Genomic DNA, 19083 nt, shown 5'->3' on the forward strand with positions numbered 1-19083 from the left:
CCTGAATTAATGTTTGGCCGGTTCAACCGGGGCGGTATCTAAAGCCGGAGCAAAGGGTCGTGAGACATCGCGCGTCGACTGGCAGCGCGACAGCGTAAAGGCGGAAATCAGCGTAAATATCAGGGCGCAGCAGCCCATTAGCAGATAGGTATGCTCAAAGCCTATCCTGTCGTACAGATAGCCGGCAGGTGGCGCGACCACAATCGAGCCAACGTAAATCATCGCCTGGTAGCCCAGCAGGTACATCGTGGCGTTAACCCGACGATGGAAATGTTCGGCGATGTATTTGAAGACCGAAATCAGCAGCAGCGCGATCTCAACGCCGTAAAACGGTTTGATGATGGAGATAACAATCGGGTCGCTGGTCAGTCCGGAGGCGATCAGCCGTGCCCCTACCACACAGCCGCAGAACAGCAGGCCGCGCTTCGCGCCGTAGTGGTTCACCAGCCACGGGATGAACATCATCATAACGAACTCCATCCCCGACTGGACGGTGCTCAGGTAGCCGTACCAGGCATTTCCCTGCTCTTTGGTGGCGAAGAACGACACGAAGTAGCGCGGAAACTGCTGCTCGGCGATAAACATCATCCACGCTACCCCGGCGACGTAGAGGCTGAACATCCAGAATTTGCGGTTTTTCAGCAGCATCAGCACATCGGCAAAGACGATCTTATTCGCGGAAATGACGCTGTTATTGCGCAGCTGCTCATCGCCGATTTTGAGGCTAATCAGCACCAGCAGCATCAGTACCGAGGTACCGCTGCTGAGCAGAAAGTTGGCCAGCGGCGTGAAGTTAAACAACAGCCCGGAGACCGAAGCCGCCATCGCCCAGCCCAGCGAACCCCACATTCTGATACGGCCAAACTCCAGCCCGTACAGGCGGCTAAAACGGTCGGCGTATGATTCAGACGCCGCCACGCCGGCGTACCAGCCCAGGCTCAGATACAGCGCGCCGATGATAATCCCAGCCATCGCATGGCTTTGCAGCAGCGGCTGGTACACCAGCGCGAAGAACGGCGCCATCAGCGCAGAAATGGCGCAGACAAAATAGAGCAGCCACTTGCTCATGCCGATTTTGTCCATGATGTAGCCGTACACCGGCTTCAGGACCACCGCGAAGACGCCATTGATGGCGAACACGCTGCCGATGGTGATGCTGTCGAGGCCCACTTTCTGGCTCAGCCACAAGGCGTACAGGCCAAAGCTGGATGACCAGGTGAAGAAGTAAAGAAAAATAAAGGTACTCATTTTGTACTGCGCGGCGCGTACGGACGATGATGTGCTCATAGCGATGCCTCCGGGGCCAGAACGAGCGTCGTTTCTTGTCGTGCCGTCACGAAGCGAACCGCGTCATCGCGAATGAAGGCCTGCGGGCAGTGCTGCGAATTGAAGTCGGCGGCATTTCCCGCCCACACCGCGCTTATTAACACATGCGTGCCGGGGTCGAGTTCGCCGCGCAGCACCGGCACCGCCGCGCGCTCGGCGAACAGCAGATTACTGTTTGGCGGCGTCAGCACCGTCTCGCCGCGGCGGGCGTGCGGATATAAACAGAAAATGGCTGATACATCCCGGGCATTGCGTAACCAGCAGGCGCTGTCACTCTCGTGTACCTGCGGCTGCGGGCGGTTCGCCAGGCTAAAGCCTCCCTCCGCGCAATCCAGCGCGCGCCGGGTATTGATACGATGAACGCGCAGTTGCCAGTCGCCCAGCGCCAGCAGCCAGCTATCAATCACCACGTCGTGCCACGGCAGCCAGCGGCTGTAAATAGTGCCGTCAGCGGTGACCACGTGCTGGCATTCGGGGCGGCCACGCCAGTAGTTATCCTTTTCGGCCAGCAGCAGCATCGAATCGGGCGCGGCATGGTTCAGGCCGTAGCGCCCGCGTTCGAGGGTGAAGCCAAAGCGGGTGGAATAGGCAAACTTGCAGTATTTCGCTTCGGTATTCACGAAGTTGTTCAGCTCCAGCTGGCCGGAAGTCAGCATCCACAGGTGATCGGCCTGATGCACCACCACCTGATCCGCGTGGGCTATCGTGTGCTGTGCGGGCAACGGCGGCAGCGGCAGCTCAGCCGCCTGCCAGAAGGCATCGCCCTCATCTAATGCCAGCACTAACAGGGTCTTCAGGCCCCAGTACGGCGAACCCGGCGCATTGTAGTCTTCCGCCATCACCAGATTCGGGTAGCTGTAACCGACGCTCAGTACGCCGTCGCGGTCGAACATCGGCTGTTTCAGCCACCAGCGCAGATGGCGCAGAACGATGCCCTTAATCACGCCAGGCGAAAAGACCTCCAGCCCGGCGAAGGCCGCCGCACTCCAGAACGCCGCCTCGGCAAAGCGGTAGGTCAGGCTACGGCCAAACGGGATCGCCGCGCCGTCTTCGGCAAAGAAGTGAATGAAGTCAGAGGAGAAACGCGCGGCCCGTTGACGCAGCGTTGCACAACGCTTTGGATCGACCTCGACCATGAGCTTCGCGTAAATCAGGCCATAGAAATGGAAGCCCATCGAGATGTAATAGTCGCGCGGCCGGCCCGGACCATCGGAGTACCAGCCATCGCCGAGATAGTAGTGCTCCATGGCAGCAAAATGGTCTTCCAGCGCCTGTGGGTTGGTGGGCATGCCGCAATAATGGAAGCCGACCTGAACCAGAATCGGAAAGAAGTGCCAGTTGTTATCGGGGATCTCCAGGGTCTCGCACTGCTTTAACCAGCGCCATAAATTCGCTTTCTCCGTCTCAGTGAAGTGTGCCAGTACGGTTTCGCCCGCCAGCGCCAGCAGCACTCCGTAGGCCGCCATCTCGACGATTCGCTGATCGTAAGGCCCGACGTCGCCCCAGTAATCGGCGTGCTGCGGATTGGTGCCGTTTTTTATTGCCTGTAAATAGAAAGAGAAGCGTTGCGGCTCACTGCCGCCTGCCAGCAACGGCGTCACGCCCCACAGCAGGCGGGAAAACGTTTCCATGCTCGCGACCTGCTGGCCGTAGTGAGCGGTAAAGTTCGCTAAATCAATACGGCTGGCGTCGTTTTTAAACCAGGGCGCCACCGCGTTCAGCATGTCGTTGACCAGCCGTAGCACCTCTTCCCGGCTTATCAGTGGATTATCCAGATTAATGTTTTCAGGTTGCACAGGGTCCTCCCGCATTACACGAGGGTAGAGATAAGTTATTATTATTAGGCTTTTTCAAGCCACGTGTGCGACGTCTGGATGAAGGGTAACTGCTTTTATTCCCGGTGCTGAGTGAGCAGACTCACAAAATTGAACCGCCATTTCATTTTATCTGGATTTTGTCGGTCGCGAGGGGGATAAATTACAAATGATGGCCTAAAAATTTAAATCTGTTGTCCTGGAGGTAAAATGGGTGAAACGCAGCTGCTGGAACGCATTACGCTCGATCGGCAGGCCATTTCATTTAACCGGATGTATACCACCAGCGCGATTTACTACCACTGGCATCAATGCGTTGAATTGCTCTATATTTCCAGCGGCTACGGCATCGTGGTGGTGGATAATCAGCACTACACCGCCCGTCCGGGGCGATTATTTATCTTCCCGCCCTTCCGTTTGCACAAAGTGCAGGTCGATCATAGCGATAACAATCCCTATCACCGCACCACCATGCACATTGAGCAATCGGTCATCGAGAGTGCACTCAGCACTTTCCCGCGCCATCAGGCCCGGTTCGCCGCGCTGGCCGCCAGCAATCTGCCGGCGCAAATCTACGATCTCAGCGAGCACGCGGCGTTTATCGAAAGGATCCTTGAACAGTTTCAGCGCCTGGAGGGCAACGAGCAGACCGAGGCCTGCGAGGTGGCATTTCTGGTAATGCAGCTCATGACGTTTCTGCCCGAGCAGCCGCAGCCCTACCCGCCGCGCCAGCAGACCGTCGCCTCGCGGATTATGAGCTGGGTAGAAGCCCACTATGCCAGCAAGTTTTCGCTCGACCAGTTAGCCCACGACCTGGGGCTTTCGCGCAGCTATACCTCACGAATTTTCCGCCAGCAGACCGGCGGTAGCATCCACGAATATTTACTGACCCGGCGGATAAAGAGCAGCTGCGATCTGTTACGGTACAGCGATGAGAGTATTGACGCCATTGCGCTGTCGGTCGGGTTTAGCGAGGTGACCTATTTCATTACCTGCTTTAAAAAGATGATGCGCCAGACGCCACTGCAGTATCGACGTAGTCTCCTCTGCACCAGAATGCCCTGTTAACGGGTTTTGATTACTGGCCCAACGCTGAACGCTTTCCGGCTACCAGCCTGGCTGGGGTTCCTGTACATAAAAAAACCTGCGGTATTGCTATCGCAGGTTTTTGCCTTTCCGTCACGCAGGAACGGGCAACTCAATGCCGCTTTGCGCCAGTTGCCCCATCTCACAATACATCGCGCATGCCGCACTGACGATAGACATTGCCAGCGCGGCACCGCTCCCTTCGCCAAGACGCATGTCAAGATGGATAAACGGCGCCAGTCCAAGGTATTCCAGCGCACGCCTGGCCCCCTTTTCGGCGGAAAAATGAGAGGGAATACAGTAGTTCTTAACGTCTGGCGCAATCTGGCAGGCGGCGATGGCCGCGGCATACGAGAGAAAACCGTCTAACACAACGGGCAGCCCGCATGCGCCAGCGCCTAAAATCACCCCGGTCATGCCCACCAGGTCGTAGCCGCCGACTTTGGCCAGAACATCAACCGCATCGTGCGCATCCGGCTGGTTAATGCGTATCGCCTGCCGGACAATGGTTTCCTTATGTTGCACCCGGTCCTGCGGCAAATTGGCCCCAATCCCCACCACATCATGCGGATCGCTGTCGGTCAGCACGCTGATGATTGCCGAGGCCGGTGTCGTATTGGCAATACCCAGCTCGTCAACGCCAAAGACGGAGATCCCCTCCTGAGCGCGTTTTTTAACGAGGCTGGCGCTCGCCAGCAGCAGGTGCTCGGCATCCTGACGGCTCATCGCCGGTCCCTGAGCGATATTACCGCAGCCACGAGAGAGTTTAAGGCTGAGCATATTGTCGATAGGCTCACCGTCAATACCGATGTCAACGGGCAGTACCGACGTCTGGCTATTGCGGGCCAGCACGCACACACCGGTCAACCCCTTTTGCATATTGACGGCCTGAAGCCAGGTCACCACTTTCGGCGTCACGGCCACACCTTCATCAAACACGCCATGGTCGGCGCACATGACGATAATCTCTTTTTGCAGATTATCGAGCCTGTCGATTCCCCACATTCCCGAAAGCTGTATTGCCAGACTCTCCAGCCGACCGAGGCTGTTTGTCGGCTTTATTAAGCCATCAACATGCCGCGAGGCCGCCTGAATCTTCTGTTTATCAAGCGGTCTGATAGCCGCCGCCAGCGCCTTCACTGTCCCCATCCTCATCACCCTCACTCTTCAGTTTGCCAAACGCTTCTGCCATTAAATACGCGTAATACCCAATACCCGGACCGATTTTCAACGACCGTGTAAGCATCGTGACTGAACGGGAAATGCCACATCGCCGCCACGGGCATCCCTAACCAGGTTGCCAGCAGCAGGCTCAGCACGCCCTGATGCGCCACAATGAGCGTGTCTTCACGCTGCTGTAGCTGACTCAGCTCATCCGCCGCCGCCCTGACGCGCGCGGCGAAATGCGGAAACGCCTCGCCGCCGTCGGGCGTTGCGTTTTGCCAGTCATCCATCCAGCGCTGCCACGACGTGGGACTCTCTTTTTCGATGTCGCTGAAGTGCCGCATTTCCCATTCGCCAAAATCCAGCTCGTTAAGTCGCGCATCAACATGGGCATCATGGGCTGTCGGCACGATAAGCCGCGCCGTTTGCTGCGAACGCTGCAGCGCGCTGACGCGCGTTTGCCCGAACGCGACCCCGGACAGGTAACCGGCAACACGCTGGCTTTGCGCAATGCCCTGCGGCGAGAGTGACAAATCGGTGCGCCCGTAAAATACGCCGCTGATGTTAGCGGTTGTTTGACCGTGTCGGACCAGAAAAATACGCATACATCAGACCCACAGTAGCGCCAGCAGGAAGACCATTTCGCCGATCTCCTCCATCGCGCCCAGAGTATCCCCCGTCAGCCCGTTCAGTCGGCGGCTTAAAAAGGTTTTTACCGCATTGACGACAATCCAGGTGATGACGCTGGCGACAAGCCCATGCATCCCCGCCAGCAGCCCCACGAGCGCCACGCCGATGCAGAGGGTGATGACCGTCTCTTTGCCGCTGATATGGCCGAGATACGCGTTTGCCATTCCTGCACCTTCGCGCGCATAGTGCTGCCGGTACATGGCCAACACCATTCCCGTTCGCCCGACGATCGGCGCACACACCAGCAGCGCAACCAGGGTATTAACCGGAAGGTGAGCCAGGGAGATCGCCGTAGCGACTTTGATAAGGATGCAGAATACGATAGCCAGACCGCCGTAGGTCCCCAACCGGCTATCGCGCATAATCTCCAGCATTCGTTCGCGGGTGCGGGCAGAAAACACGCCATCGCAGGTGTCCGCCAGACCGTCCAGATGAAACCCGCCGGTCAGCAGCACCAGCGCCAGTACCCAGGCGACCGCGCCGATATAGATCCCCCCGCCGGTCTGGCTCACCGCCAGATAGCCTAAGGCGGCGAGGACGCCAACGATCAGGCCCACCACGGGGAACCAGGGGACGCCACGGCCATACTGCGAAAATTCAACGCCGTCGCTCCATTTTTGCGGCACCGGGATGCGGGTAATAAATCCCAGCGTCGCCCACAACATTTTTAACGGCATTTAATCTTTACTCCAATTCCCGAGACAACCAGCCACACTTCCTGCGCCGCCTGCGCCAGCCTTTGGTTCGCGCGCCCGGCAATATCAACAAAATGACGCGCCAGCCGATTCTCTGGCGTGATGCTCATGCCCAGCTCATTGGTCACAATATAAACCGGCGCCGCCGACTGCTGACAGGCTGCAATCAGGTCGTCTACCTGCTGTTGCAGCACCGCCTCAAGCGCGGAAAAATCGAGGGTCTCCGGCGAAGCGCCGCCGCTGGCGTCATAGAGCAGGTTCGACAGCAGGGTGGTGACGCATTCCAGAACCACGCCTTCGCCCGGCTGCACCTGGTGGCGAATCACGTCGCCCAAATCGCGATACCCTTCCCAGGTTCGCCAGTGCGCAGGACGCTGGGCGCGGTGCTTGTCAACGCGCAGCGCCATCTCTTCATCGGTAATCACTGACGTCGCGATATACAGCACGCGCTCGCATTGCTGCGCCGCCAGTTTCTCGACGTGCGCGCTTTTCCCGCTGCGCGCGCCTCCGGTGACCAAAATCATGCGCCCTCCTCCTGATGCTCCCGCATTATTTGATAGATCTTTTTAATATCAATATGCTTTCTCATCGCGCTCGCCAGGATATCAAACTGTTGCGCTTTCCAGGCGGCGTAATCCACCACAACGTCTAAGGGCGCCAGTCCTTTGCGCTGGCGTAAGCCATCCACCATCGCGCGCGTGAAGGCATCGTTATCGAATAGCCCGTGGAGATACGTCCCTATCACCTGGCCGTCAGCGCTGATGGCACCGTCCGCTATGCGCTCGCCCTCTTTTTCCAGAAACAGCGCCGGGGCATCGTCGGATGTCAGCCGGGTCTCTCCCATATGAATCTCATAGCCCTGCACCTTAATGCCAGATGCCGACGTCATCCACGCCGGCAGCGGCGACGCCATCTGCGCGGAAACCTGCGTCGTGGTTTTTCGCTGCGCGAAGCGGGTCACGGTATGGAGCAGACCCAACCCTGGCTGGGTTCCCATACCCGACTCCACCTCATCAATGATGGTGTCGCCAAGCATCTGGTAGCCGCCGCAAATGCCCATGACGGGCACGTTCTGCTGGTGGGACCGCAGCACCGCGTGCGCCATGCCGCTTTCCCGCAGCCAGGCCAGATCGCCCAGCGTATTTTTACTGCCGGGTAGAATCACGAGGTCAGCCCCCGCCAGCTCCTGGGGATAACGGACATAGCGCACGCGAACGTCCGGCTGCGCCGCCAGCGCGTTAAAATCGGTGAAGTTGGAGATATGCGGCACCTGCACCACGGCGATGTCGATATCGCGCTCTGCGGTTCGCAGGTATTTTCCCTTTTGCAGCGCCACGCCGTCTTCATCTTCCAGATCCACATCCAGCCACGGCATAACGCCCAGCACCGGCACGCCGGTCAGGTTTTCTATCTGCTCAATGCCCGAGTAAAGCAGCGCAACATCGCCACGAAATTTGTTGATGATGACCCCTTTCACGCGCGCCCGCTCGTGGTCATGCAGCAGCGCCAGCGTGCCGTAGATGGCGGCAAATACGCCGCCTCTGTCAATGTCCGCCACGAGGAGCACCGGGCACTTCGCCATTTCGGCCATCCCCATGTTGACGATATCGCGATCGCGCAGGTTAATCTCCGCCGGGCTGCCCGCGCCTTCCAGCACCAGCACGTCAAACTCCCCGGCCAGGCTGTTATAGACTTCGCGGATCTGCTCCCGCAGACGCGGTTTGTACTCGTGGTAGCTGACCGCGTCCATATCGGTCGCCACCTGCCCCATCAGCACCACCTGCGCTTTACGGTCGCTGGTCGGTTTTAACAGCACCGGATTCATCCGTACGTCCGGCGTTATCCCCGCCGCCTGGGCCTGAAAAATCTGCGCGCGGCCCATCTCTTTTCCCTCCGGGGTGATACCGGAATTGAGCGCCATATTCTGCGACTTAAACGGCGCGGTACGCAGGCCATCCTGATAAAAAATCCGGCACAGCCCTGCCACCAGGACGCTTTTACCGACGTCGGAAGCAGTTCCCTGCAACATAATTGCCTGCGTCATGAGGCCTCCTTCATTACGTTTTTTTGTCGCATACGGCTGAAAAATTCATCTTCGGTTTTACATAACGGCAGGCCAAGCTGCGCGTGCAGTTTGACGAGCCAGGGCTGCGTTAATCCGGCCCGTTCAATCAGTTCGCCGCGGGCAAAGACCTCACCCGGCGCGCCGTGCGCCAGCACTTCTCCTCGGCGCAGCACGTAGACGGCATCGCTGACTTCGTAAATCAGGTCAATATCATGACTGGAGATCACCACATGGTTCCCCTGCGCCACAATACGCCTGATAATCTCGATCATCTGCGTGCGTCCTGAAGGATCAAGCCCGGCCGTGGGCTCGTCCAGCAGAAGATAACGGGCCCCCAGCACCAGCGCCCCGGCAATGGCAACCCGCTTCTTTTGCCCGTGGCTCAGACACTGGATCGGCTGCTGGCGAAAATGCTGCGCGTCGACCAGCGTCAGCGCATCGTCGACGCGCCGCGCAATCTCCGCTTCCGCCACGCCCAGGTTGCGCAGGCTGAAGGCGATGTCGCTATCAATATCGGTATAAAAGATCTGCTGATCGGGATCCTGAAACACCGTTGCGACCTGTTGACGGAGCGCCAGCAGTCCACGCTTGCTGTAGTCCAGCGGCTTCCCCTGCCACAGCACCGCACCCTGCTGCGGCTTCAGCAGGCCGCTCAGATTCATAAATAACGTCGACTTTCCGCAGCCATTAGCCCCGACCAGCCCGGTGACCGGATGGGTCGAAAAATCCAGCGTCAGCCCTTTCAGTACCTGCGCCTCCTGATAGCGAAACCAGAGATCGGCGGTGGTCAGCATGGTGCGATTCCTTACAGGGGAAAATCACCCTGGTAGAGTTTAATATCCAGCGTGGTCGCCATCTGCTGATAGCGAATCAGCACCCGGGTAAACAGCAAACCGACCAGCATCGCCAGCGAGCGATAACTTTTTGGCAGGCTACGATAGCCAAAACGCAGCGTCTGCGCGCGGTGAATCGCCAGCGCTTCGTCTAACAGAATAAAAATAAAGCGCCAGGTCAGCAGGATCTGCTCGGTAAGCAGGCGCGGCACGCGCGCCCGCTTAAGCAGCACAATCAGCTGCGGAAACGGCAGGTTCAGCACCAGCCAGAAGGTCGCCGCCAGCGCGGCAAGGCTGCGCCAGAAGGTTTCATTGGCGACGGTCAGCCCGGAAGCGGTTATCCCCAGCCAGTAGTGTCCCACCGGGACGCCTGCCGCCAGCGTGTGCGGGTCACGGGTGACGCTAAAGAGGATCGTCAGCACGCCGACCAGCAGAAAGCCAAACGGCAGCGCCATCCAGCGGCACCAGCGCCAGAAGGTCATCCGCAGCAGCCAGCAGGTCAGTCCCGCCGTCAACGCCAGGACGATCCCCTGCCCCAGCGGCGGCAGCGCAAACGCCAGCATCATCAGCGCCAGCCAGAGCAGAAACTTGCGCTCCGGCGCAACGTGAGCCCAGCGGCTCTGGTAGCTAAGCCTGTCAAGCCCGGTCATCACGGCGCTGTCTGCCTTTGGTGTAGCCCAAAATATAGAAAATCACCGCTGCACCAATCGACCCCTGTAACGTAAACAGCAGGCTTTCAATTTCGCCGCTGGCGGGCTCATAGAGCGGCGTGAACCACGGCGTGTAATGAGGCGCCACAACCTGAATTTGATTTTCGGCTTCACCATCCGAGCCGCCAAATTCCCCACCGTGATCGATAAAAAATGGCAGTACGATCAGGGCGAGCACCATCGCCAACAGCATCAGCGTCTTTTTCATCTCAGTGTCCTTGTGCGGTAATCAGCTGACGTTTGGTCAACTGGTCATAAATCATGACGGTTAACAGCCCCTCCGCGATGGCGATGGGGATCTGCGTCAGGCAGAAAATGCCCATGAATTTCACAATCGAGCCCGCGGCACCCGTCGCCGGGTCCGGGAACGCCGCGCCAAGCTGGACCGAGGTGACAAAATAGGTCACCAGATCTGCCAGCATCGCGCACAAAAATACCCCGACGTCACGACGGATCCCGGCACGGCAGGCCATTTTCCACACCATGTACCCGACAACCGGCCCAATCACCGCCATCGACATGCCGTTCGCGCCAAGCGTGGTTAACCCGCCGTGTGCCAGCAGCAGCGCCTGAAACAGCAGCACGATGGCGCCGAGAATGGCGACGACCCCCGGCCCGAACAGAATAACGGCAAGCCCCACGCCGGTCGGATGCGAGCAACTGCCGGTCACCGAGGGGATCTTCAGCGCCGACAACACGAAAATAAACGCCCCGCACAGCGCCAGCAGGACTTTCTGGTGGCTATCCTCCTGCACGATACGACGCAGGCGCACCAGTCCATACCACAGACACGGTAAGAAGATCAGCCACCACGCCAGCGCCCACATCGGCGGTAAAAACCCTTCCATGATGTGCATCGCGAACGCCTGCTCCGGCACCACCATCAGCAATAGCGCCGCAGCCAGGCCACTTAATGACAGCTGTTTAAGCTGTTGTTCGAGTTTCATTACGCATACTCCCACTGTCTGTTGACCAGAATGGTCGAGAAATAGGGTAACGGCTGGTCATCAGCAACCTCGTCCAGATGCCGCCAGCACTGCTCACCGGGGAGCGTGGCCTCTGACATCATCAGCGCGCAGTTCAGCAGCCCGGCCTGCGTCAGCAGCGCTTTGATGCGCGCAAACCGGCCATAGACCTTCATCAGCACCAGGCTGTCGTGTTGCTGCAGCGCCTGCGCAATCTCCGCTTCCGGCGCGGTACAGGCGATCACCGCCAGCGACTGCTGTTCCATCGCCAGCGGCGTTTTTGACCGCGCGGCAATCGCGGCAAACGACGTCACGCCGGGCACAATTTCCAGCCAGTCCGGGCTGCCGATGCGCTGAAGTAAGAACACCCAGGTGCTGAACAGCATGGCGTCGCCCAGGGTGATAAAACCAACCTGTTTTCCGTCGTTCACCTCCCTTACTAACGCGTCGGCCACCGCATCCCATACCGCCTCCTTTTCAGCGCTATCGGCGCTCATGGGAAAGTGGCAGCAGCGGATTTCAGTCTGTTCGCCGATAAACGCCCGGACGATAGAAAGCGCCAGGCTATCACCGCCTTTGCGGCCCGCCGGGGCGTAGAGAATATCCAGCGAACCGAGGATCCGTGAGGCGCGCACGGTGATAAGGTCCGGCGCGCCCGGCCCGGTGCTCAGGGCGTACAGTTTGCCGCTCATGCTGCCTCCTCCATCGCCATGTCCAACGCCTGCTGTAAATGGGCGACGAACATCGCGCGCACCGCCGGATTTTCTCCCAGCCCGCTCAGCCACGGCGTTGCCGGGATCCCGGCTGCGTTAAACAATGTTTTCCAGGAGTCCTCGTCGTCAGAGGCCATATCATTGATGGCGTGATCGCCGGCCACCAGCATCAGCGGCATCAGATGCACGGCGGTGACGCCTTCTTTACCGAGGCTCTCAATCAGGATGTCGACTTCCGGATAGCTCTCCACCGCGCCGACGCGGGCCGGGAAGCCCTGCGCCATCATCATGTGGTCGAGGCAGGCATAGGCCGCAAAGGCGTGATGGCTGGCGCCGTGGCCCATAAACACCACTTTTTCCGTTGCCCCAAGCGTCGGCATCTGCTGTTGCAACGCACGCATCAGCTGCGCGTAATCGTCGTGGCTGCTCAGCAGCGGTACCCCCAGCGTCAGGCGGGTAAACAGCGGGCGCAGGCTCTGCACTTCACGGACGATTTTCTCGTACTCATCGCCGTTGATGATGTGCAGAGACTGAATCGCCACGTCCTGATATCCCTGAGCCGCAAGCTTTTTCAGCGCCTGCAGCGGCGTATCGATCTCAATGCCGTCACGCTGTTTGAGCTTGCGAATAATCATCCCGGAAGTGAATGCCCGAAACAGCTCGCGGTCAGGGCAGCTTTCCGACAGCGCACGCTCGCAGGCCACAATGTTCTTCTCGCAGGTATCGTGGTAGCTGGTACCAAAGCTGACCACCAGAAGTGCCTTTTTCATCTCTAACTCCCTAAGCAGCGGCCAGCCAGCGGGCTAAACGCCCGGCGAATGCGGCCTGACTTTCCAGTAACTCGTCTCCCGTCACCAGCGGCGCCGGGCGTGTAATCACAATACAGGGGATACCCGCATCCAGACAGGGTTGAACCTTTTCCCGATAACCGCCTTCCGCACCTGACGCTTTGGTTATCATCACGTCAGCCCGGCACTGGCGATAAAACGCCGCGTTAAACTCAGCGCTGAATGGCCCGCACATAGCGAAGATCTCGGTAACGCCAAAGCCAAGCCCGGCGCATTGCTCAAGGACCTCCGGCACCGGCAGCACCCGGGCCAGCAGCGTTTTCTCCGGCAGCCCGGCGCGCCAGCGCGCCAGATCTTTACTGCCGGTGGTCAGCAGCACGCGTTCACCCAGCCGCCGCGCGATGTCGCAGGCCTCTTCAATTCCCGGCACGCTGTAGAGCAGCGGATGCGTCAGCTCGCTGAGCTGTTCGGGGCGCTGATAGCGGCTAAGCAGCACGCCCACCGTTTCACAGGCCGTCAGGATGTTGCGGCTGACCACCTCAGCGTAGGGATGCGAAGCGTCAATCACCCAGCGGGTCCTGTTTTTTGCAAGCCAGTCAACCATCTGCTGCGGCTCCAGACGGCCACAGCGCACCCGGCCGTTAATGTCGCCCGCCAGCCGCTCCCCGGTGGGCGTCGCCACCGACAGGGTATAGGCCACGCCGGCCGCATCCAGCTGCTGGCAGATCGCGCGGGCATCGCTGGTGCCGCCCATGACCAGCACGTCGCCATAGTTCACAGCACATAGCCCCGCGGAGTGATCATCAGCCCCTCCTGCACATAGGTGGCCTTATTTCCGACAATCACCAGGCTTGTCATATCGACCGGTTCAAAGTCCATGTCGCCCAGCGTGGTCAGCCACTTCTCCTGCTTTTTACGCCCGGCAGACTTCACTACCCCTACCGGCGTTTGCGGACTTTTGCTGGCGGACAGGAGCTCGAACGCGCGCGCCAGATGGCCCTCGCGACCCCGGCTGCGCGGGTTATAGAAACAGATGACAAAGTCCGCTTCTCCCGCGGCGACAATGCGTTTTTCGATGACCGGCCACGGCGTCAGCAGATCGCTCAGGCTGATGTGGCAAAAATCGTGCATCAGCGGCGCGCCAAGCAGAGACGCGGCGGCGATACTGGCCGTCATCCCGGGGATCAGGCGAACCTCAACGTCCAGCTTCTGTTTGCTGACCAACTCCAGCACCAGCCCCGCCATCCCATAAATACCGGCGTCGCCGCTGCTGATAAGCGCGACGTTATGCCCGGCCTGCGCCAGTTCGATCGCCGCCTGACAGCGCTCAATCTCTTTGCACATACCGGTTTTGATCACCTGTTTGTCGCCGGTGAAGGCCTTCACCAGATGGGTATAGGTTTTGTAGCCAACGATGATTTCTGCCGCCTGGAGCGCGTCTACGGCTTCCATGGTCATCATGGCCTGCGAGCCCGGGCCGATTCCAATTACGGTTAACATCAGTGTGAAACTCCCAAAGTGATAGTGACGCCCTGTTCGCGCAGGGTTTCTCCTCGTAGTTGCCCATGGCTCAGCAGCCACGCTGCCGGACCCGAGACGCTCCCCACCCCAACCGTCTGGCGTACAAACGGTGAAGCCGGAAAGCGATGTTCGTGCTCACGCAGCGCGTCAGCGGTAAAGGTTTCAAACGGTACACGCCAGCAGGCGGCAAGCTGAAGCAGGCCCGCTTCGTCTTTTTTAAGGGAGACGCTGCCAATCGCTTTTAGGGCCAGCGGGTCGAACTGCTGCGCCTCAAGCTGACGCGTCAGCAGCGTCGCCAGCAGCGGAAACGGCGTGTCGCGTCGACAGCCGATGCCCGCCACGACCCGCTGAGGGACCAGCTTCCAGTGCGGCAACGGCAGTTCCGGCAGCGTGTTGCGCAGCGTGATACACACCAGCGCGTCCAGTTCCGGGAGGTGCTGCAGGTCGTTCACGGTGATAAACCCGCGCCTGTCGCACTGACTGACGTCGTCATCGAGTTCCGCATCCCACCACAGCCCTACCCGCTGATGGCTCACCAGCATCTGGTTGACGATTTTTACCGTCGTTCGGAAATCGCTCATTCGGGCGTTCAGCTGGAAGGCAAGGGTATCCAGCGCGGACATCTCGTTGACGTCCGTGGCGGTGGTAATCACCGGGTCAGCCCCCAGAATCCCCGCCAGGTAGCGGGTCAGCGCATTCGCCCCGCCAGCATGGCCGGAAAGCAGGCTAATCACGTGCTGCCCGCGCTCATCGATCACCACCACCGCCGGGTCGCTCAGTTTGTCGTGGATGAGAGGCGCCAGGACGCGTACCGCAATGCCGGTTGCGCCGATAAAAACCAGCGCCGGGTAGTGCGTGAACGCCTCGCGAACCGCCGGGGCAAAGCCGCCGCCGAAGGAGACAAAGCCCTCTTCCTGCAGGCGCTCGCTGGTAAAGCAGGTTACCGGCAGCATCGCCGCCAGGCGCTTCGCCAGCCGCACGCCGCCCGGCGTCAGGCAAAACAGCGCGATGGACTCAGGCTTTACGGTATTCATGGCTAAAATCCGCGGCATAGAGTTTTGAGTAGTGATACTCCTCGCCCAGGAATTTCCCGACCAGAATGAGCGCCGTTTTGCGGATCCCCGCCTCGCGTACTTTGTCGGCGATATCCGCCAGCGTGCCGCGTACGGTCTGGCTTTCCGGCCAGGTCGCTTTATAAATGACGGCAACGGGCGTGGTGGCCGGATAACCGCCTTCAATCAGACGTTCCGCCACCCGGTGAATACGCTGGACCGAGAGATAAATCGCCATTGAGGTCTGATGGCTGGCAAATGACTCCAGCTGTTCACGCGCCGGCACCGGCGTACGGCCTTCGAGGCGGGTAATAATCAGGCTCTGCGAGACTTCAGGCACGGTGTATTCCACCCCAAGCTCCGCCGCGGCGCCAAGGAAGGCGCTGACGCCAGGCACCACCTTCCAGGCGATGCCGCGTTTGGTCAGCTCTTCACCCTGCTCACGGACGGATCCGTAGAGGGAGACATCACCGGTTTGTAAACGCACCACCGTTTTTCCGGCCTTCACGCCCGCCGCCATCAGGTCGATTATCTGTTCTAAATGGAGTTCCGCGCTGTCGTGGCATTCGGCTCCCTGCGGGCAATAGGCCAACAGTTCGGTATTGATAAGCGAACCGGCATAGATAACCACCTGCGCCTGCTGCAGCAGCCGGTAGCCCTTGAGCGTGATGAGCTCACGGTCACCGGGACCTGCACCGACAAACCACACGCAACGGGAATCAAACGTCTCAGACATGGTGTTCTTCCTTCTGACAGGCGATAACAAAAACGGGATTATTTGGTTTGAAATAGTGACCGCTGCCGAGCGGGGTCAGCGCGGAGACCTGCATTTGCAGGCAATCAATGTCCTGAACGCCGATCTGCTGCAGATGGGCCAGCGCGGTATGGAGGTTTTCCATCAGGATAAACGTCATGACCAGACGTCCGCCTGGATGTAACTGGCGCAGGGACCAGTCAATAAGCGAGGTCAGATGGCCGCCGCTGCCGCCCATAAATACCGCATCGGCCTTATCCGCCACCGGCAACGGCGCAACGCCGGGCAAAATAGCGATATTGCGACAGGCAAAATGCTGTCGATTTTCCGCAAGCAGCTGCAGAGCCGCAGGGTTACGCTCAATGGCCGTCACGCGCAGCGAGGGAAACAGCAGCGCCGCCTCTATCGACACGCTCCCTGTCCCCGCGCCTACATCAATCAGGTGGCTGGCGCGGTGCAGCTCGAGCTTAGTGAGGGCCAGCGCGCGTACCGCCTCTTTGGTCATCGGCACCGTTTCGCCGCGCAGAAACAGTTCATCTTTCATCGAGGATCACCACCGCATTCATTTCATAGTCGGCACTGACCGCACTGACGGGCAGCCAGTGGATCCGTTCGTTTTCCATCGCCAGATTTTCACCAATCACCATCCAGCGATGGCCCTTACCGCGTGCCACCAGCTGCGCGGCAATCTCTTTCGGCCCGCACTGGCTGTCGGTGACCATCGCCACTTTGCGATGCCGTGCCAGCTCATCAACGTTTACGCTGCGGCCGTGGCTGCTGGTGAGCCACATCTCATTCATATCAATGCCCGCCTGCGCGCACAGGTACTGCACCGCGCTGATGCCGGGAATAATGCGTACGCGCGCAATGCCGAAATGCGCCACCATCCGCGACCCAATGCCGTAAAAGAGCGGATCGCCGGAGGCGACAATCACCACCTTTTTCTCCTGACGCGCCTCAACCCAGGCCAGCAGCTCCGGAATGTTGGTGCCCAGGACAAACGTCTCGCCGCAAAACGCCGGAAACTGCAGCAGATGGCGTTTTCCGCCGACCAGCGCATCGGCGCGATCGATGGCTTCACGCGCAGCGGGCGTCATCAGGTGCAATCCCGCAGGCCCCATTCCCACGACCGTTAACATTGCAGCTCCCGGGCTATCGCCTCGACCGGGCGGTTGCTGCCCAGCACCTGGTTATCAAAGGAAAACATAATGGCGTCACAGGTCGGCGGATTTTTGGTAAAGCGCAGCATCTGCATTACGCGCAGGCAGATCCGTTCGGCGAGGTGGCTGTAAATAGGCTGAAAACCGTAGGTTTCGATATGCTCCATCGCCGCTTCGGTGGTATCGCATTCGCTGACAACGGTGAGTAATTCCAGCGGCGCGCCGAGCAGCGCCAGATGCGCCACCAGCGTTTCCATGCGCGCATCGGCGATATGGCTGTGGGTGTGGAAAATCCCGGCGGCAATTTTGATGAGTTTGCCAGGATGGCCGACCAGCACTATCTGGCGAAACCCCAACCGCACCGCCTCTTCGATCATGTAGCCGACAAAGTTGCTCATGGTGACCACGACATCTTCATCGATGCCCATCTGCTCGCGCACAAAGCGCTCGCCATGATTACCCGGCACCAGCACAACCCGCTCCAGCCCGGCCGCGCGTTTAATCTCCAGCTCCAGAGAAAGCGAGCGTTTCCAGCTCTCCTCTGACATCGGTGTGACAATGCCGGTGGTGCCGATGATCGAAATACCGCCGAGGATGCCGAGGCGTGAGTTGTAGGTTTTCTGCGCCCGTACTTCGCCTTCAGGCGCAAAGATTTCAATGTTGGCCCCGCGCGTCGGGCCAATCGCCTCACGCACTGCGGATTCAATAGTGTGACGCGGCGTGCGGTTGATCGCCGCGCTGCCGATAGGCAGGCCAATTCCTTTGCGCGTCACGGTCCCCACGCCTTCGCCACCCGCCAGCGTAATCTCGCCGCTGTCGTTGAGCGTCACGCGGGCGAAAATCAGCATGCCGTGCGTGGCGTCAACGTCATCTCCGCCGTCTTTGCGGATGGCCGCAATTGCCTGCTGCCCTTCAATGTGCGGCGACTCCACGTTCAGGCACAGCGTGACGCCGGAGGGCGTCACAATGGAGACCTGATGAATGAGGTGCTGGCGAAGCACCATCAGTGCGGCGACTTTCGCTGCTGCGGTCGCACAGGAACCGGTGGTGTAGCCTTTACGTAATGCCTTCCCGTTATGCCATACCGGGGCATCGAAGGTTGAATCGCTCATCGCGCCCCCTGCAGGTAATAAAGCATGGCGTTCACGATCGCCGCCGCCACATTGCTGCCGCCTTTGCGCCCAAGCGCCGCAATAGCGGGCAAATTGCTGTGCGTCAGCGCCTCTTTCGATTCCGCCGCCCCCACAAACCCCACCGGTACCCCCACCACGCCGCTGACGGCAACATCATGCTCAAGCAGGCGAAACAGCGCCGTTGGCGCATTGCCAAAGACGAAGACCTTCTCGCTCTCTTCCGTCACCGCGATATCCACTGCCGCCATCGAGCGGGTGATTCCCTGTGCTTTTGCCTGCGCCACCACCCGCGGGTCGCTGATATAGCAGCGGCATTCCCCCCCGAACGTGGCCAGCAGCGTTTTGTTGATCCCGGAGAGCGCCATCGTGGTATCGGTATAGATAACGGACGGGCGACGGAACGCCGCGCAAAGCTGCTCCAGCGCGTCATCTGAAAACCAGAGAATATCCAGCCAGTCAAAATCTGCGGTGGTATGGATCACCCGCTTGACGATCGCCTCATGCAGCGGGCTGGCGAACCGGTATTCCGGCCGCGTTTCGCGGATTATCTCGCCAATGATGTCGAAACTTTTGGCTTCAATCGCCTGGGGTTGCTGGATGTATTGCATAGTCTT

General features: G+C 59.5%; 22 protein-coding genes. 1 reads left to right on the forward strand and 21 read right to left on the reverse strand.

Annotation, left to right across the window (positions count from 1 at the left end):
• Nucleotides 1–6 precede the first annotated feature (6 nt).
• On the reverse strand, nucleotides 7–1287 hold the full coding sequence (locus PYW49_RS05400; protein WP_320385902.1) for an oligosaccharide MFS transporter: 1281 nt from the start codon (nucleotides 1285–1287) through the stop codon (nucleotides 7–9).
• Nucleotides 1284–3122, reverse strand: a complete 1839-nt coding sequence (locus PYW49_RS05405; RefSeq protein WP_320385903.1) for a DUF2264 domain-containing protein — start codon at nucleotides 3120–3122, stop codon at nucleotides 1284–1286. Before PYW49_RS05405 ends, PYW49_RS05400 begins: the two co-directional genes overlap by 4 nt.
• A 228-nt stretch (nucleotides 3123–3350) precedes the next feature.
• Between PYW49_RS05405 and PYW49_RS05410 the strand changes: the two genes are divergently transcribed.
• The gene (locus PYW49_RS05410; protein ID WP_320385904.1) at nucleotides 3351–4208 is read left to right on the forward strand and encodes an AraC family transcriptional regulator; all 858 of its coding nucleotides are present in this window, start codon (nucleotides 3351–3353) and stop codon (nucleotides 4206–4208) included.
• Nucleotides 4209–4319: 111 nt separating this feature from the next.
• Here the strand turns inward: PYW49_RS05410 and cobT are convergent, their stop codons facing one another.
• The 19 genes from cobT to PYW49_RS05505 are packed head-to-tail and all read right to left on the reverse strand — an operon-like array spanning nucleotide 4320 to nucleotide 19077.
• Nucleotides 4320–5375 carry a nicotinate-nucleotide--dimethylbenzimidazole phosphoribosyltransferase gene (cobT, locus tag PYW49_RS05415; RefSeq protein ID WP_320385905.1) on the reverse strand — a complete coding sequence of 352 codons (1056 nt, stop codon included), beginning with the start codon at nucleotides 5373–5375 and terminating at the stop codon, nucleotides 4320–4322.
• Nucleotides 5376–5386: 11 nt separating this feature from the next.
• Nucleotides 5387–5995 (reverse strand): adenosylcobalamin/alpha-ribazole phosphatase, encoded by a 609-nt coding sequence (locus tag PYW49_RS05420; protein WP_320385906.1) that lies wholly within the window; start codon nucleotides 5993–5995, stop codon nucleotides 5387–5389.
• 3 nt (nucleotides 5996–5998) lie between these two features.
• Complete coding sequence (cobS, locus tag PYW49_RS05425) at nucleotides 5999–6757, reverse strand: adenosylcobinamide-GDP ribazoletransferase (protein WP_320385907.1); 759 nt, start codon at nucleotides 6755–6757, stop codon at nucleotides 5999–6001.
• Complete coding sequence (gene cobU / locus PYW49_RS05430) at nucleotides 6748–7299, reverse strand: bifunctional adenosylcobinamide kinase/adenosylcobinamide-phosphate guanylyltransferase (protein WP_134349157.1); 552 nt, start codon at nucleotides 7297–7299, stop codon at nucleotides 6748–6750. Before cobU ends, cobS begins: the two co-directional genes overlap by 10 nt.
• Nucleotides 7296–8819 (reverse strand): cobyric acid synthase, encoded by a 1524-nt coding sequence (locus tag PYW49_RS05435; protein ID WP_320385908.1) that lies wholly within the window; start codon nucleotides 8817–8819, stop codon nucleotides 7296–7298. Before PYW49_RS05435 ends, cobU begins: the two co-directional genes overlap by 4 nt.
• Nucleotides 8816–9634 carry an energy-coupling factor ABC transporter ATP-binding protein gene (locus PYW49_RS05440; RefSeq protein WP_134349159.1) on the reverse strand — a complete coding sequence of 273 codons (819 nt, stop codon included), beginning with the start codon at nucleotides 9632–9634 and terminating at the stop codon, nucleotides 8816–8818. Before PYW49_RS05440 ends, PYW49_RS05435 begins: the two co-directional genes overlap by 4 nt.
• An 11-nt stretch (nucleotides 9635–9645) precedes the next feature.
• Nucleotides 9646–10323, reverse strand: coding sequence for an energy-coupling factor ABC transporter transmembrane protein (locus tag PYW49_RS05445; protein WP_320386304.1), 678 nt, complete (start codon nucleotides 10321–10323; stop codon nucleotides 9646–9648).
• On the reverse strand, nucleotides 10310–10591 hold the full coding sequence (locus PYW49_RS05450) for an energy-coupling factor ABC transporter substrate-binding protein (RefSeq protein WP_024908226.1): 282 nt from the start codon (nucleotides 10589–10591) through the stop codon (nucleotides 10310–10312). Before PYW49_RS05450 ends, PYW49_RS05445 begins: the two co-directional genes overlap by 14 nt.
• A gap of 1 nt (nucleotide 10592) precedes the next feature.
• Nucleotides 10593–11330 (reverse strand): cobalt ECF transporter S component CbiM, encoded by a 738-nt coding sequence (gene cbiM / locus PYW49_RS05455; RefSeq protein WP_320385909.1) that lies wholly within the window; start codon nucleotides 11328–11330, stop codon nucleotides 10593–10595.
• A complete protein-coding gene (locus PYW49_RS05460) occupies nucleotides 11330–12040 on the reverse strand; it encodes a cobalt-factor II C(20)-methyltransferase (RefSeq protein WP_320385910.1) in 711 nt (236 codons plus the stop codon). Before PYW49_RS05460 ends, cbiM begins: the two co-directional genes overlap by 1 nt.
• Nucleotides 12037–12831: a sirohydrochlorin cobaltochelatase gene (gene cbiK / locus PYW49_RS05465; protein ID WP_320385911.1), complete on the reverse strand. Its 795-nt coding sequence runs from the start codon at nucleotides 12829–12831 to the stop codon at nucleotides 12037–12039. The genes PYW49_RS05460 and cbiK overlap by 4 nt, the downstream gene beginning before the upstream one ends.
• Before the next feature lie 10 nt (nucleotides 12832–12841).
• The gene (locus tag PYW49_RS05470) at nucleotides 12842–13627 is read right to left on the reverse strand and encodes a cobalt-precorrin-6A reductase (RefSeq protein WP_320385912.1); all 786 of its coding nucleotides are present in this window, start codon (nucleotides 13625–13627) and stop codon (nucleotides 12842–12844) included.
• Nucleotides 13624–14349 carry a precorrin-3B C(17)-methyltransferase gene (locus PYW49_RS05475; protein WP_024908221.1) on the reverse strand — a complete coding sequence of 242 codons (726 nt, stop codon included), beginning with the start codon at nucleotides 14347–14349 and terminating at the stop codon, nucleotides 13624–13626. The genes PYW49_RS05470 and PYW49_RS05475 overlap by 4 nt, the downstream gene beginning before the upstream one ends.
• On the reverse strand, nucleotides 14349–15404 hold the full coding sequence (cbiG, locus tag PYW49_RS05480; protein WP_320385913.1) for a cobalt-precorrin 5A hydrolase: 1056 nt from the start codon (nucleotides 15402–15404) through the stop codon (nucleotides 14349–14351). Before cbiG ends, PYW49_RS05475 begins: the two co-directional genes overlap by 1 nt.
• Complete coding sequence (locus tag PYW49_RS05485; RefSeq protein ID WP_134349166.1) at nucleotides 15385–16158, reverse strand: cobalt-precorrin-4 methyltransferase; 774 nt, start codon at nucleotides 16156–16158, stop codon at nucleotides 15385–15387. The genes cbiG and PYW49_RS05485 overlap by 20 nt, the downstream gene beginning before the upstream one ends.
• Nucleotides 16151–16720 carry a decarboxylating cobalt-precorrin-6B (C(15))-methyltransferase gene (locus tag PYW49_RS05490; protein ID WP_121425800.1) on the reverse strand — a complete coding sequence of 190 codons (570 nt, stop codon included), beginning with the start codon at nucleotides 16718–16720 and terminating at the stop codon, nucleotides 16151–16153. The genes PYW49_RS05485 and PYW49_RS05490 overlap by 8 nt, the downstream gene beginning before the upstream one ends.
• The gene (locus PYW49_RS05495; RefSeq protein ID WP_320385914.1) at nucleotides 16710–17315 is read right to left on the reverse strand and encodes a cobalt-precorrin-7 (C(5))-methyltransferase; all 606 of its coding nucleotides are present in this window, start codon (nucleotides 17313–17315) and stop codon (nucleotides 16710–16712) included. The genes PYW49_RS05490 and PYW49_RS05495 overlap by 11 nt, the downstream gene beginning before the upstream one ends.
• Nucleotides 17309–18448 (reverse strand): cobalt-precorrin-5B (C(1))-methyltransferase CbiD, encoded by a 1140-nt coding sequence (gene cbiD / locus PYW49_RS05500; RefSeq protein ID WP_320385915.1) that lies wholly within the window; start codon nucleotides 18446–18448, stop codon nucleotides 17309–17311. Before cbiD ends, PYW49_RS05495 begins: the two co-directional genes overlap by 7 nt.
• The gene (locus tag PYW49_RS05505) at nucleotides 18445–19077 is read right to left on the reverse strand and encodes a cobalt-precorrin-8 methylmutase (RefSeq protein ID WP_320385916.1); all 633 of its coding nucleotides are present in this window, start codon (nucleotides 19075–19077) and stop codon (nucleotides 18445–18447) included. Before PYW49_RS05505 ends, cbiD begins: the two co-directional genes overlap by 4 nt.
• Nucleotides 19078–19083 lie beyond the last annotated feature (6 nt).

This window comes from Enterobacter chinensis, from assembly GCF_034008295.1.
Lineage (GTDB): Bacteria > Pseudomonadota > Gammaproteobacteria > Enterobacterales > Enterobacteriaceae > Enterobacter > Enterobacter chinensis.